The sequence below is a fragment of the Azospirillum sp. TSH64 genome, from assembly GCF_003116035.1.
Classification (GTDB): Bacteria; Pseudomonadota; Alphaproteobacteria; order Azospirillales; family Azospirillaceae; genus Azospirillum.
The window spans coordinates 1,425,123-1,438,515 of the sequence record NZ_LGQW01000015.1 but is presented as its reverse complement, the minus strand read 5'-3'; the positions used below and the strand labels follow the sequence as shown (position 1 = coordinate 1,438,515).

The window sequence follows — 13,393 nt, the reverse complement described above, 5'->3', positions numbered from 1 at the left end:
GGCGATGCGACCGCTCAAGCCAGCGTGCGGACCACGAGATCGCTGACCGGAACATTCTCCGCCAGCGCGGCGCGGCGAACCTCGTCGGCGCTGCGCCAATGGCTGTGACCGCCCAGGCTGGTCATTACTCCACCGCGCATCGCCACGAACAAACCGGTACGTCCCAGATTGACGATTCTCGTCATGATGCAATCCCCCGCCCGATGTTGAGAATTTTAGGTAAAATTGCTTTATTCTTCATACGCAAGAGAGAGTTAATCTCTTCCGACAGATTTATCAAACGGCGTCTTGCAACGTCAATAAGACTTCCGGCATTCAACCCATTGCTGTTTTCATAGATCAGCTTTCATCCCAGAGAACAAACCCTCTCCACAACACAAGCAGCGCCCAGTAATTTCTTATTATAGTAAAATTTTATTTGTTTTATATAAAACCACGAAAATGGGGTGTCCCACCGAAAGCCTTATCCCAACCGCGCAGCGTGGGAACGTCCGCATGGCGTGTAGGGTTGTCAGCGAAGCCGCCATCCGATCCATCGGCGGCACAGTGCGGGGAAAAACCTGCGAGGCATCGGCATCATGGCAACAGCACAGCGCCGCGTCGGCATCCGCGGCACAGCCACCAACGCTCACTTCGGACTGGATGCGGCAGAGGAGGACGGCAGCGAGGGCGGGAACAGCGAGATGCTCGATTTGCCGCTGACCATCCGTCCGGCAAGGCAGGAGGATTTGTCGACGCTCGAATGGTACGGCCTGCACACACCCCATCGCGAAATCATCGCCGGCGCTTTCCATCTTCAGGAACGCGGTGACGGCGCCATGCTGCTGGCCGACGTCAACGGTTTTCCGGTCGGCCAGATCTGCATCGATTTCCTGCGCAAGCGGCCGAGCGGCCGAGCGACCCTATGGGCACTGCGGGTGTTCCAGCCCTTCCGTGGCATCGGCATCGGTGTCCGGCTGGTGCGGGCAGCCGAACGGGTGGTGTTCCAGCGTGGCGTGCCCTTCGCCGAACTGGGGGTGGACCGCGACAATGTCGGCGTGCTGCCCTTCTACGAACGGCTGGGGTACGACCATTGCGGGCGGGAGCGCGGGCACTTTCTCTACCACACGCCGGAAGGCCGGCTGGTCCGCGTCGCCATCGACCAGTGGCTTCTGCACAAACTGTTGCCCGAAGCCAGTGGCGCGAACGGCGCCCCCTCGGACCGCAGCCGGAGCCTGAAGATGGCGGGCGACTGACCCTGCTCCGCCACTCTCTATTCGGCCGCCATCGCCATGTCGCCCATGGTCGGGCCGGTTGCCGGCGTCACCAGCCGTGCCGCCCGTCGGCGCGGCAAGAAGATGCGTGCGCCATCCAGCACGCCGCCCAGTTCAGCCATCGCGTCGGTCGCCATGAGCAGTGCGACCGGCGGCAGCCAGCGGTCGAGCAGTTGTGTCGCGACCTCCGCATCGCCACCCTGCACCGCGGCGAGGGAGTCCAGCAGGGCGGCTTCGTCGATGCTGATCCGGCTGCAGGCCGGGCAGCGGATCTCCGGCCGGCGGGCGCCTGCAACCGCAAAGGTGCCGAGCAGGGCGAAAAGCGGCAGCAGTGCGGTGTTCGGCACGCCGGCCACATTCAGACCGATGCGCATCGATGCCATGGCCCCGGCGGTGCCAGCACGGAACCATTGGCGCACGCCGGTCAGCAACGCCCGTTCGGCGGTCGTCAGATCCGCCACCGTCCAAGGCGAGTACCGCCCCTCTTCCACCGTCCCGCACATGCCGATGCTCCTTCATCCGGTTGCAGGAAGACCCTACCGCTTCCCGTCACCAATTGCGAGTCATTCTTATTTGCGAAATTTGCCTGTGACAAAAAGCGTCCGTGCGTGACAGTGAAAACCATGGAAAGGTCGCGTTAACGAACGGCGGCAATCCTGAAGCGACTAAGCAGTTCAGGGGGATCGCTGGGCATGAGGCGGACGATTCGGGGGGGTGTTCTCGCACTGGTCGCGACGATCGGATTGGCTGTCGCCGGGGGCCTGACGGTCGCCCGCCCGGCAATGGCCCAGATCGTTCTCAAATCCGCCTACGGCGAGGCCTCGCTGGCCGGTCCGGCAAAGGCCCGCGGCGCGGTGGTCTGGAGCCACGGCCGCTCGGTGGACTCCGAAGATTCGGAAGCCCCCACCCCGCTCTTCATGAAAGCGATGCGCGACGCCGGCTGGGACGTGTACCGGCTGGACCGCATGCGGGTCAGCGACACCCTGCCCAACAGCTCCCGCGCACTCGCCGGCTATTCGGAGGCGCTGAAGGCCAAGGGCTATCGCCGGGTCGCCCTGACCGGCCAGTCATTCGGCGCCTTCATCTCGCTGATCGCCGCCGGCCAGACCAACGCCATCGACGCCGTCATCGCCACTGCACCAGCCGCCTTCGGCAACTTCACCGAGGCGTTCGACAGCTACCGCGAGAACGCCGCCCAGCTCTGGCCGATCCTGCGCGAGGTCCGCCGGGCGCGGGTGATGATGTTCTTCTTCCACGGCGACGATTTCGATCCGGGCGGGCGCGCCGAACCGGCCCGCAACATCCTGACCCAGCGCGGGTTGAGCAGCCTGATCGTCGACCAACCGTCGCTGCTGACCGGCCATGGCGCCGCCAACACCGGGCTGTTCGTCCGCCGCTTCGGCGCCTGCATCGTCCGCTTCGCGGAGGAGCCGCCAACCCCCAACGATCCGCCCTGCGACGAGACCTGGGGACGCAGCCCGAGTGCCGAGATGCTGCAGGCCGCCCTGCCGGCGAACGCATCGGGCTCGGCCAGGGGCAACGACGCGACCGCCACGCTGCGCCCCTACATGGGCATGTGGTACGGCAGCTACATCAATGGCCGCGAGGTTGCCCTGTCGGTGGAGAAGGCCGAGGGCGACGCCGTCTATGCCGACTATGTGCTGGGCGCCGGCATGGAATCGGACCAGCCCGCCGAACGGGTGCGCCGCAAGGGCCGCATCGAGAATGGCGAGCTGGTCTTCGACGAAAAGGGCCGCAACATCCTGCGCTACCGCCTGCGCCCCGACGGCCGCGTCGCCGCCAGCTGGCTCGACAAGGACGGCCATGGCCGGCTCGACACGGTGCTGCGCCGGGTGAATTGATTGCCTGCCCCGGAGGGTGCTCAGCCCTCCGCCAGGAAGCCGCGGACGATGGCGATCTGTTCGTCCGTCATCAGGGACGGGGCGTGGCCGGTGTTGGCAAACTCCACCACCCGCACCAGACCGGCGGCTCCCGGTCCACGTTCCGCCATCCGCTCCGCCGTTTCGGCGCTCAGCAGATCGGAGTCCGCGCCGCGAAGGACCAAGACCGGGCAGCGCACCCGATCCCACAATGCCCACAGATCGACATCGCCGATGGGCGCGGTCTTGAACGCATCGCCGATGGCCGGATCGTAGGCCAAGCGGAACCGCCCGTCGGGCAGCGGCCGGGCGCTGTGCTGCGCCATATGGCGCCAGCACTCGTCACCGATCGTGCCGAAGCCCATCAGGACGAAACGCAGGTAGGATTCCAGCGCCGGCAGATCCTCGAACACCGGGTCCTTGCCGACATAATCGGCGATCCGCTGCAACCCGGCCTGGGCAATGAAGGGGCCGACATCGTTGATCACCATGCGGCGGATCGGGCTGTTCGCCTGCGCCGCCAGGGTCATGCCGATCAGCCCCCCCATCGAGGTACCGATCCAATCGACCGTCTCCACCCCCATACGGGCGATCAGCGCCACCATGTCGGAGCAGTATTGCGGATAGCCGTAGAGCGCCGGCACCGGCAGCCAGTCGCTGCGGCCGCGCCCGACCACGTCGGGGCAGGCCACCCGCCAGCCATCCGCCAGGGCCAGCGCCAGCCGGTCGAAATCGCGGCCGTTGCGCGTCAGCCCATGGACGCAGACCGCCGTGCGCGCGGCATCGTCACGCCCCCACTGGGTGTAGGCCATCCTGTGGAACCCGGCGGCGCTGAGGCCGAGGACGTTGCGTTCGGACATCGGCACGGGCGGGCACTCCTGTTCAGAATTGACGGAACTATCCCTTTTTCGGCGATTTGGCGCCGCGTGGCAACTCCGCCTCGACCGCGCGTTCCGCCGCGGCACGGATGGCCGGCATGGCCGACGACGGCTCCGCCACCGACCCGTCGAAGGGATGGCGGGTGTTGTCATAGATGCGGCGGATGATGCGGACGTAGTTGCGCGTCTCGTCATAGGGCGGAACGCCCTTGTAGCGGTCCACCGCCCCCTCCCCGGCATTGTAGCCGGCCAGCGCCAGCGTCACGTCGCCCTGAAAATAGGCCAGCAGCCAGCGCAGGTACTTCACCCCTCCGGTGATGTTCTGCTTGGGGTCGAAGACGTCGCCGACGCCGAAACGGTCGGCCGTGTCGGGGATCAGCTGCATCAGCCCGGCGGCGTCCTTAGGCGACACCGCGTCGGTGCGGAAGGCGCTCTCCGCCTGGATCACCGCCAGCACCAGCGCCGGGTCGATGCCATATTTCGGCGCGATGCCGTTGACCAGGGCCACCACCTCCGCCGGGGGCGGCCCCATCTCCCGCACCGGGCCGGCGCCGGGGCGGCACCAGGGACGGATGCGCCCCATGCGGCCGGGAACATAATTGACCAGCCGCCGCGCCTCCGGATGTCCACGCGAGGCGGCGGCACGCAGCCAAGCGGTGCCGAGCCGGCGATCCTTGCGCACCCCCTTGCCGAACAGATAGCGGCGGGCCAGCCGGAATGCCGCATCGGCGTTGCCCTGCTCCGCCAGTTCGCAGTCGCCGGACTTGGTCTTGAGCGACGGCGGCGGCAGTTCGGCCACCGCGTTCGGCTTCGCCGCCGATTTCGCATCCGCCGCCGCGGCGATGGATGCCGACCCGATGCCAACGCCACACAGCGCCAGCGCAATCAGCGGCACCATCAAGACACGACGAACGAACAAGCCACGACCCTCCTGCGATCCCGCGCCACCCTACGGGAAGCGGAAGTATGGTGTTGCAACCTGTTCAGGACAAGGGTGGGTCAACAACAGGTGGATCACGGCCCCCGCCGGCGCCTGCCCTGCTTCTTCGGCGCCCCTTCCGGAATGCCGCGACCCTGGCGGGCACTGCTGATGCCGATGCTGCCGGGAGTCTCCAGCCCCAGATCCATCGCTTCCAGCCGGCGCAGCTCGTCGCGCAGACGGGCGGCCTCCTCGAACTCCAGGTCGGCAGCGGCGGCCCGCATGCGCTTTTCCAGGTCGGCGATGACGTTCTTGAGGTTGTGCCCGACCAGTTCGTTGGAGTTCAGGCCGGTCTTGACCGTCACATGGTCGCCGCGCTCGTACACGCTTTCCAGAATGTCGCCGATGGCCTTCTTCACCGATTCCGGCGTGATGCCGTGTTCCAGATTGTAGGCCATCTGTTTCTCGCGGCGGCGTGCCGTCTCGTCGATGGCGTACTTCATGCTGTCGGTGATCTTGTCGGCGTAGAGGATCGCCCGTCCGTCGATGTTGCGGGCGGCACGGCCGATGGTCTGGATCAGCGAGGTCCTGGACCGCAGATAGCCTTCCTTGTCAGCGTCGAGGATCGCCACCAGAGCGCATTCCGGGATGTCCAGCCCCTCGCGCAGCAGGTTGATGCCGACCAGCACGTCATAAGCACCCAGCCGCAGGTCGCGGATGATCTCGATGCGCTCCAGCGTCTCCACATCGGAGTGGATGTAGCGCACGCGCAATCCCGCCTCGTGCATGTATTCGGTCAGCGCCTCCGCCATCTTCTTGGTCAGGGTGGTGACCAGAACGCGATAGCCCTTGGCGACCACCTCCTTGCACTCGCCGATCAGGTCGTCGACCTGGGTTTCGGTCGGGCGGATGATCACCGGCGGATCGATCAGGCCGGTCGGGCGGACCAGCTGCTCGGTGAAGACGCCGCCGGTGCGCTCCATTTCCCAGGGACCGGGCGTGGCGGAGACGAAGACCGTCTGCGGCCGCATGCCCTCCCACTCCTCGAACTTCAGCGGGCGGTTGTCCTTGGCGCTGGGCAGGCGGAAACCGTAGTCCGTCAGCGTCGATTTGCGCATAAAGTCGCCACGGTACATGCCGCCGATCTGCGGCACCATGACATGGCTCTCGTCGACGATCAGCAGCGCGTCGCCCGGCAGATATTCGAACAGCGTCGGCGGCGGATCGCCCGGGGCGCGGCCGGTCAGGTAGCGGGAATAGTTCTCGATGCCGGCGCAGGAACCGGTGGCCGCCATCATCTCGATGTCGAAGGTCGTGCGCTGCTCCAGCCGTTGCGCCTCCAGCAGCTTGCCTTCGGCAGCGAACTCCTCCAGCCGCTCCTTGAGGTCCCTCTTGATCTGGCTGATCGCCTGGTTCAGCGTCGGCTTCGGCGTCACATAGTGGCTGTTCGGATAGACGCGCACCGCCTCCAATGCCGCCAGCTTCTCGCCGGTCAGCGGGTCGATCTCGTGGATGGCCTCGATCTCGTCACCGAACAGCGAAATACGCCACGCCCGGTCTTCCATGTGGGCCGGGAACAGTTCCACCGTGTCGCCGCGGACGCGGAACAGGCCGCGGCCGAAGGCGGCGTCGTTGCGCTTGTACTGAAGCTCGGTCAGCTTGCGCAGCAGCTCCGGCTGGGCGATCACCTCGCCCTTGCGCAGGTCCACCGTCATCTCGGAGTAGGTCTCGACCGAACCGATGCCGTAGATGCAGGACACCGACGCGACGATGATGACGTCGTCGCGTTCCAGCAAGGCCCGCGTCGCCGAGTGGCGCATGCGGTCGATCTGCTCGTTGATCGACGATTCCTTCTCGATGTAGGTGTCGGTGCGCGGAACGTAGGCTTCCGGCTGGTAGTAGTCGTAGTAGGAGACGAAGTATTCCACCGCGTTGTTCGGGAAGAAGGATTTCATCTCGCCATACAGCTGTGCCGCCAGCGTCTTGTTGGGCGCAAGGACCAGCGTCGGGCGCTGCACCGTCTGGATGACATGCGCAATGGTGAAGGTCTTGCCCGACCCGGTGACGCCCAGCAGCACCTGGTCCTTCTCGCCCTGCCGCAGGCCGCCGGTCAGTTCCTCGATGGCGTTGGGCTGGTCGCCCGCAGGCGTGTAGTCCGACACGATGACGAATTGCTTTCCGGCTTCCAGCTTCGCGAGAGGCTTGGCGGGAATGGCGGACAGGACAGGGCTTGCCATGGGGCGGCGATCCGATCGGAGGATTGGTACGGAACGGGAACCGATTATATGGCTGCATTGCCCCCGTCTGTCGAGCGCAGGCTTGGCGGGAATTGCGATAGGGCCCATGCCCTGCCACGCCTCCGACGGTCTGGTGCGCTTGCCCGCGGTGCACTCGCCCGGACTTCAACGCCTCGGACAAATGGCTTGGAAGTTGATGACACGGCATGGACAGACGCCCCAACTTGAACGCTGCATTAGGTTATGGCATCATACTGTTCAGAGTATGAAGTTGAGGCGGTTCACCAAGCGTATCCGGGATGGTCCGACGGCATTTGGCCCTTCCTCATGTACGGCCACAACGTTTCATAGACCCACTATTGTCGTGCAGTCGACGGATCCTCCATGTCAGACAAGTTTTTCTCCGAGATTTCCGAGACCCTGTCCTCCGCCCGGTCGGTTGAGGATTTGACCCGCCCGCTGCTGAGCCTGCTTGAAGCGGTAACGGAACTGGAGGCCACCTATCTGACCTGCATCGACCAGGAAATGGGCATACAGCGCGTTCTGTTCGCCTACAACACCAAGACGATGCAGATCCCCGAAGGGCTTGTCGTCCCCTGGGAGGGAACACTGTGCAAACGCGCGCTCGACGAAGGAAGATTCCATACCGAAGACGTGCCGGCGCTGTGGGGCGATTGCGACGCCGCCAAGGCTCTCGGCATCCAGACCTATGTCAGCACGCCGGTCAGGCTGAATGACGGCACGCTGTTTGGAACGCTGTGCGCGGCCGGTTCGGAACGCAAGCCGCTGACCCCGAAGGGGGAACAGACTCTTCGCCTGTTTTCCTCGCTGATCGGCCTGCATGTGGAACGGGAACAACTTCTCGAAAACCTGCAATCGGTCAACAGCGCGTTGGAGGCCCATTCCTTCACCGACGTCCTGACCGGATTGCCCAACCGGCGCTTCCTTCTGAAGGAGATGGACCGTCTGTTCGCCGGAGCCGAATCGACAGGGCAGACTGTGCTGATCGCCTTCATCGATCTGGATGGCTTCAAGGCGATCAATGACCGTCACGGCCATGAAGTCGGCGATGCGTTTCTGATCGAGGTGGGCACGCGCCTGTCGGCAGGCCTCCGGTCTGGGGACATCCTCGGACGCTTCGGCGGCGACGAATTCATCGTCACCGGCCTTGGCCCATCCGACGATGCTGCGGGTCAGGCGGCAGCGGAGACCCTCTGCAACCGTCTGGCGCCGCTGCTGATCGGCGACTACGAGTTGCGGGGCGTCACCCTGCACTATTCCGGCGCAAGCTTCGGCCCCACCGCCGTCGATCCACGCACCATCACCGTGGACGCAGCGTTGCGGAAGGCCGATGCCGCCATGTATGAGGTCAAGCGCGAACGGAAGGCACAGAGAGCCTGACCGGGAAGCGGGGCGCCGGGAGCGTCCCGCCCTCGGTACCTTTACCCCAGCGCCTTCGGGTTCGAGATGCCCAGCCGCGCTTCGACGATGGCCTCCAGCGCGTCCATCAGCACGTCCTGCCCCTCCTGGTCGAAATCGCCGGCGGCGATCTCGATGCACAGGCGGTGCTGCAAGGCCTCCACCCGCTTGCGCAGGTCGTCGCCGGACAGCGCGTCGTCGGCATCCTCGCCATAGAGCAGGGCGAGCGCGCCCAGCATCGAATGGCCGGCAGCGTCCAGCCCCTTCAACTCGCGCTCGGCGATCTCCAGCGCGTTGGCGACCATCAGCGCGGCGAACCGGGCCTCCGGCGCCACATGGGGAAGCACGTCGGCACGGAAGGTTGAGGCGGCGATCTCCATCAGGCCGCGGGCATCGGGATTGGCGCGCATCAGGCCACCTTCTCCACGGCACCCGCCGCCATGCCGCCGAGAGCGCTGATGGCACGCAGATGGCGCAGCATGTCCATCTCGATTTCCGGCAGCATCCGTCCGGTCAACGCCAGTTCCAGCGAGCGCTCGGCACCCGAGCTGTGGCGCAGCCCCTGTTCCACCGCGATCGCCGCCCAGCGCAGATAGGCCGCCGTTTCCCAGTAGGCGACGCGCGCCGGATCGACGAGGCGGCCGGAGGTTTCCTCATAGCCGGCATAGAAGTCGGCCCGGTCGGCGATGCCGCCCGCCTCGCGGTCGGGCCGGCGGAACCGCCAGGAGCGGGCGCAGAACCAGCCGAGATCCTCCATCGGGTCGCTGAATCCGGCGAACTCCCAATCCAGGATCGCGGTCAGCGCGCCGTCCTTGACCAGATAATTGCCGGTGCGGAAGTCGCGGTGGCACAGCACCACCGCACCCGGCTGCGGCGCGTTGACCTCCAGCCAGCGCAGCCCCCAGGCAATCACCGGATCGCGCCGTCCCAGATCGCCGAACCAGCGGCGGTATTGCGCCAGCGTCTCCTGCGCCGGGCAGTCGGGCGCCTCGCCCAGCCGCTCCAGCCCCTCGGTATCAGGCCTGATCCGGTGCAGCAGGCCAAGCTGCCGCCCAAGTTCGCGCGCCAGTTCCGGCTGCGCCGTATCCGACCGCGTCACCGCATGGCCGGCACCGAGCCCTTCGGCCCGCCGCATGATGTAGAAGTCATGGCCCAGCACCGCCGGATCGTCGCAGCCGAACAGCGGCTCCGGCGCTATCACTCCGGCCGCGAAGGCGGCGCGCAGCACCACGAACTCCCGCAGCTTGCCGATGCTGGCCGAGATACGCCCGCCACCTTCGGCCCGCAGCACGCAGGCATGGCGCCCGGCCAGCGGCCCGCCGACAATATCCAGAGTCACTGCCAGATTCAGGGAGATCGCCCCGCCGCCGAGCCGTCCATCCTCCGTCACCGTGACGCGGGATGCGCCGGCCTGCGCGGCCAGCCATTGCTCCAGTCGAACCCGGTTGTCGCCGGACAACAGCGAAGGCGGGGACTGGTCGGACGCTTTCACGACGTGCATGACATTCTCCCTCCGAAGGTGGCTGGGCGCGTTGGTTCGCGCGTCTTTATCGGTTTGAGCCGCCGATGGTAGGCACGAAGCGCTGTTGCAGACAAGTTTCACCTTGGTGGGAAAAGCGATTCCACCCCCAAAAAAGTCGGCCCCTCCCCCACCGGTCAGGCGGGGAAGGGGCCGTTTTTGCATGAGGGAAGGAGGAGAGGCCTTACGCGGCGACCGGGTGGCTCGTGCCCTGCTCCTGGCCGGCCGTGTTGCCCTGCTGGACCGCCGGAACCGGGGCCGGCTTGGCTTCGCGGACCGGAAGCATGTCACCGATGCCGAAGGCGACGGCCATCAGGTTCGGCACCGCCATGGCGGCGAGCAGCACCGACCACAGTTCCAGCGACAGGGTGCCCAGCGGGTTGACCAGGGCGGCGGTGGCGGCCGAGGCGACCAGAGCGGCCGAGAGCCAGGCTTCCGGCTTGGCGCAGAAGCGGCCGGCGGTGCGCTTGCCACCCTTGGCGGTCACCCGGAAGGCGTCCTGTTTGCGGAACAGACCGCGGACAACGGCCAGGGCGACGGTGGTGGACAGCGCCATGCCGACGGCGCAGGCACCCAGGCTTTCCTTCCAGCTGTTGCCCGAGGCATAGCGCGAGGCCAGCAGGCTGGAACCGGCGCGCAGGACCAGCGCACCCAGGACGGCGGCGGTGGCGGCCACCGGCGGCAGGTGCAGCGGCAAGACCAGCGAGGCGAAGGTCCAGACCACGGCGGCGGCGGCGGCGAACAGGCCGACGGCATCGGACCACCAGCGGATCCAGTTGGTGACGTAGCCCAGCTTCTGCCGCGCGCTCAGCTCGGCCGCACCCGGCAGGAACTTCTTCCAGTGGGCGCGGACGATCTGGGTCGAGCCGAACACCCAGCGGTCACGCTGCTTGCGGAACTGCATGAAGTTGTCCGGGGCCAGACCGGCGCCGAGCCGCTCGTCGGTGTAGGCGGCGCGGTAGCCGGCCGACAGGATGCGCAGGCCCAGTTCGGTGTCCTCGCAGATGCCGGCTTCCGACCAGCCGCCGACCTGATCCATCGCCGAGCGGCGCAGCATGATCATCGTGCCATGGCAGATGAAGGCTTGGCTCGACACGCCTTCCTGCATGCCGACGTCGAAGAAGGGACGGTACTCGGCGGTCATCGCCGACTTCAGCACCGTCTCGTGGCCGTCGCGGTGTTCCTGCGGAGCCTGGACGATCCCGACCGACGGATCGGCGAAGGTCGGGGCCAGCTTCGACAGCCAGTCAGGCGACACGGTGTAGTCGGCGTCCAGCACGGCGACGATCTCGGCCGACGGATCGGTGTGGCGCAGCGCGGCGTTCAGGGCGCCGGCCTTGAAGCCGGAGATCTTCTTGTACCAGTGGAACTTGAACTTCGGCCCCAGCGCCTGGCACATCTCCTCCACCGGGCGGACAAGATGCTCCTCCTCGGTGTTGTTGATCAGGACGACGACCTCGTAGTTCGGGTAGTCGAGCCGCGACAGCGAGGCCAACGTGGCGTTCAGCACGTCCGGCTGCTCGCGGCAGGCGGCGACGTGGATCGAGACCATCGGCTTGTGCTCGGTGCTCGGCACCGCGTGCGGCAGCAAGGCCGGGGCGCGGCCGGTCAGCAACCGGCGGGCGACGTCCACCAGATCGGCGAAGGCGACGCTCATCATCAGGGTGCCCAGCGCGAAGGCGGAGCCCCAGGTGGTGACCGCACCGAAGGTCAGATATTCGGAAAAGGCGCCGGCGACGGCCGAGCCGATGGCGAAGCCGATGATGTTGGCGCCCAGCGAGGCGGCCAGTGCAAAGCCGGCATTGGTCCGGCGGCGGAACACGGCGAAGGCCGACAGGGCGAGGCCGACGGCGATGGCGACGCCCGCGGCGACCCGCTCGCCATAGGGTGCGGCGACGGCACCGGTCATCGACCATTTCGGCTGGCGATCGGCATCCAGCACGCCCCAGGTCGGGCCGGGCGAGCCTTCGATGGTCGACTTCCAGATTCCGTCGAAGGCCTCGACGACGTTGTAATGCAGGCCGAGCGCGTTGGCTTCCGCCGCGAAGCCGCGGACGACGGCGGCCTGGGCCTCCGGCGTCGGGTAGGCGTCATGGAAGTTCTCGCCGCCCGACGGCCAGCCGACCTCGCCGACGAACAGCGCCTTGCCCGGATGGGCCTTGCGCACGGTGTCGAGCCGGTCGCGGATCCAGGTCAGCGCATCGGACACCGGCACGCCTTCCCAGTAGGGCAGGACGTGGACGCCCATGAAGTCGGACGCCTTCACCGTGGCGTCGGCCTTGACCATCTCCGACCACACGTCGGCGGTGCCGACCTTGATGTTGGCGGGGACGGCGGCGCGCACGCGCTTGATGTAGGAGGCCAGCTCGGCATCGGTCAGTTCGGCGCGCAGCAGCGTCTCGTTGCCGACGACGATGCGCTTGATGCCGCGGAATTCCTTGGCGAGCGCGATGCCATGCAGCACCTCCCGCTCGTTCCGGGACTTGTCCTTGCTCAGCCAGATGCCGAGCGTGACGTCCAGCCCCTTGGACACCGCGATCTCCGGCACCTCGCCCTGCGAGCCGAGAGTCGAGTAGGTACGGACGCCGTCGGCGAAGCCGGCGATGGCGGTCATGTCCTTCTCAATGTCCTTGCGCGGCACCACCGGCTGGTGGTTCGGGTCATAGCTGCGGCCCGACGGCGAATAGGACACCGATTCGATACGTCCCGGCTCCGCCTCCACAGGCGTCGGCGCATTGCGCCAGGACCAGAAGGACGCGTGGCCCGCAGTCACGGCCAGCATGGCGGCGGCGATGGCTGCGCGCCGGATCGAGTTCTTCGGGTTGCTCATGGGGAGTTCGCGTGCCCTGTTGCTGGGTGGCCGCTCGCCACCGGACAGCCACACAAACGGGTGGACCGACTTCCCTATTCCGTCACTTCCAAAAATTTTTTGTGCAGTGCGGAGAGCGGAACCCCGGCAGGCGGCTCCTGTTGGACAACGACAGTTTTCTCAATGCTCAAGCCACAGGAGAACGCCCCATGGCCACCCGCCACGAAGACAGCCCCGAACACAAGAAGGCCCACGATCTGGCCGAGCAGGCGCTGGACAAGGCCGCCGACGGCGATGCCCGCAAGGCGCGCGACCTGATCGAGGAAGCCAAGAGCATCGATCCGAAGATCGGCGAGGAAATGGCCCGCGAGGCCGCCGAGGATCAGAAGAAGGCCGACAAGTTCGTCGACAAGACGGACAGGTAAGCGTCAGGAAGACGCTCCCCCTTCCCATGCAGGAAGGGGGAGCGTCGTTTCCAC

The 13,393-nt window shown here is 66.5% G+C and carries 12 protein-coding genes; 4 read left to right on the top strand and 8 right to left on the bottom strand.

The annotated features are described in order from the left end of the window. Nucleotides 1-14: 14 nt before the first annotated feature. On the bottom strand, nucleotides 15-185 hold the full coding sequence (locus TSH64_RS35605; RefSeq protein ID WP_158285358.1) for a hypothetical protein: 171 nt from the start codon (nucleotides 183-185) through the stop codon (nucleotides 15-17). A gap of 393 nt (nucleotides 186-578) precedes the next feature. On the opposite strand from TSH64_RS35605, the gene TSH64_RS08040 reads away from it, so the two are divergent. Further along, nucleotides 579-1,235 (top strand): GNAT family N-acetyltransferase, encoded by a 657-nt coding sequence (locus tag TSH64_RS08040; protein WP_109096299.1) that lies wholly within the window; start codon nucleotides 579-581, stop codon nucleotides 1,233-1,235. Between the two features lie 17 nt (nucleotides 1,236-1,252). On the opposite strand, the gene TSH64_RS08035 is transcribed toward TSH64_RS08040, so the two are convergent. Beyond that, entirely contained in the window at nucleotides 1,253-1,756 is a 504-nt protein-coding gene (locus tag TSH64_RS08035) for a hypothetical protein (protein ID WP_109096298.1), read from the bottom strand. Between the two features lie 189 nt (nucleotides 1,757-1,945). On the opposite strand from TSH64_RS08035, the gene TSH64_RS08030 reads away from it, so the two are divergent. Next, the gene (locus TSH64_RS08030; protein ID WP_109096297.1) at nucleotides 1,946-3,115 is read left to right on the top strand and encodes an alpha/beta hydrolase; all 1,170 of its coding nucleotides are present in this window, start codon (nucleotides 1,946-1,948) and stop codon (nucleotides 3,113-3,115) included. A gap of 20 nt (nucleotides 3,116-3,135) precedes the next feature. Here the strand turns inward: TSH64_RS08030 and TSH64_RS08025 are convergent, their stop codons facing one another. The 3 genes from TSH64_RS08025 to uvrB form a co-directional block, all read right to left on the bottom strand. Then, nucleotides 3,136-3,993, bottom strand: a complete 858-nt coding sequence (locus tag TSH64_RS08025; protein WP_247873357.1) for an alpha/beta hydrolase — start codon at nucleotides 3,991-3,993, stop codon at nucleotides 3,136-3,138. A gap of 37 nt (nucleotides 3,994-4,030) precedes the next feature. Further along, nucleotides 4,031-4,930 carry a lytic transglycosylase domain-containing protein gene (locus TSH64_RS08020; protein ID WP_109096295.1) on the bottom strand — a complete coding sequence of 300 codons (900 nt, stop codon included), beginning with the start codon at nucleotides 4,928-4,930 and terminating at the stop codon, nucleotides 4,031-4,033. 95 nt (nucleotides 4,931-5,025) lie between these two features. Beyond that, complete coding sequence (uvrB, locus tag TSH64_RS08015) at nucleotides 5,026-7,167, bottom strand: excinuclease ABC subunit UvrB (protein WP_109096294.1); 2,142 nt, start codon at nucleotides 7,165-7,167, stop codon at nucleotides 5,026-5,028. A 384-nt stretch (nucleotides 7,168-7,551) separates the two neighbouring features. Here uvrB and TSH64_RS08010 point away from each other — a divergent pair, with 384 nt between their 5' ends. Beyond that, the gene (locus TSH64_RS08010) at nucleotides 7,552-8,568 is read left to right on the top strand and encodes a sensor domain-containing diguanylate cyclase (protein WP_109096293.1); all 1,017 of its coding nucleotides are present in this window, start codon (nucleotides 7,552-7,554) and stop codon (nucleotides 8,566-8,568) included. 41 nt (nucleotides 8,569-8,609) lie between these two features. Here TSH64_RS08010 and TSH64_RS08005 read toward each other — a convergent pair whose 3' ends face one another. From TSH64_RS08005 to TSH64_RS07995, 3 genes are all read right to left on the bottom strand, one after another. Continuing rightward, a complete protein-coding gene (locus TSH64_RS08005) occupies nucleotides 8,610-8,996 on the bottom strand; it encodes a DUF6285 domain-containing protein (RefSeq protein ID WP_109096292.1) in 387 nt (128 codons plus the stop codon). Beyond that, nucleotides 8,996-10,087 (bottom strand): phosphotransferase family protein, encoded by a 1,092-nt coding sequence (locus TSH64_RS08000; protein WP_109096291.1) that lies wholly within the window; start codon nucleotides 10,085-10,087, stop codon nucleotides 8,996-8,998. The genes TSH64_RS08005 and TSH64_RS08000 overlap by 1 nt, the downstream gene beginning before the upstream one ends. Before the next feature lie 202 nt (nucleotides 10,088-10,289). Then, nucleotides 10,290-12,935: a glycosyltransferase family 2 protein gene (locus tag TSH64_RS07995; RefSeq protein WP_109096290.1), complete on the bottom strand. Its 2,646-nt coding sequence runs from the start codon at nucleotides 12,933-12,935 to the stop codon at nucleotides 10,290-10,292. A 188-nt stretch (nucleotides 12,936-13,123) separates the two neighbouring features. On the opposite strand from TSH64_RS07995, the gene TSH64_RS07990 reads away from it, so the two are divergent. Beyond that, nucleotides 13,124-13,339 carry a hypothetical protein gene (locus TSH64_RS07990; protein ID WP_109096289.1) on the top strand — a complete coding sequence of 72 codons (216 nt, stop codon included), beginning with the start codon at nucleotides 13,124-13,126 and terminating at the stop codon, nucleotides 13,337-13,339. The last annotated feature ends 54 nt before the right edge of the window (nucleotides 13,340-13,393 follow it).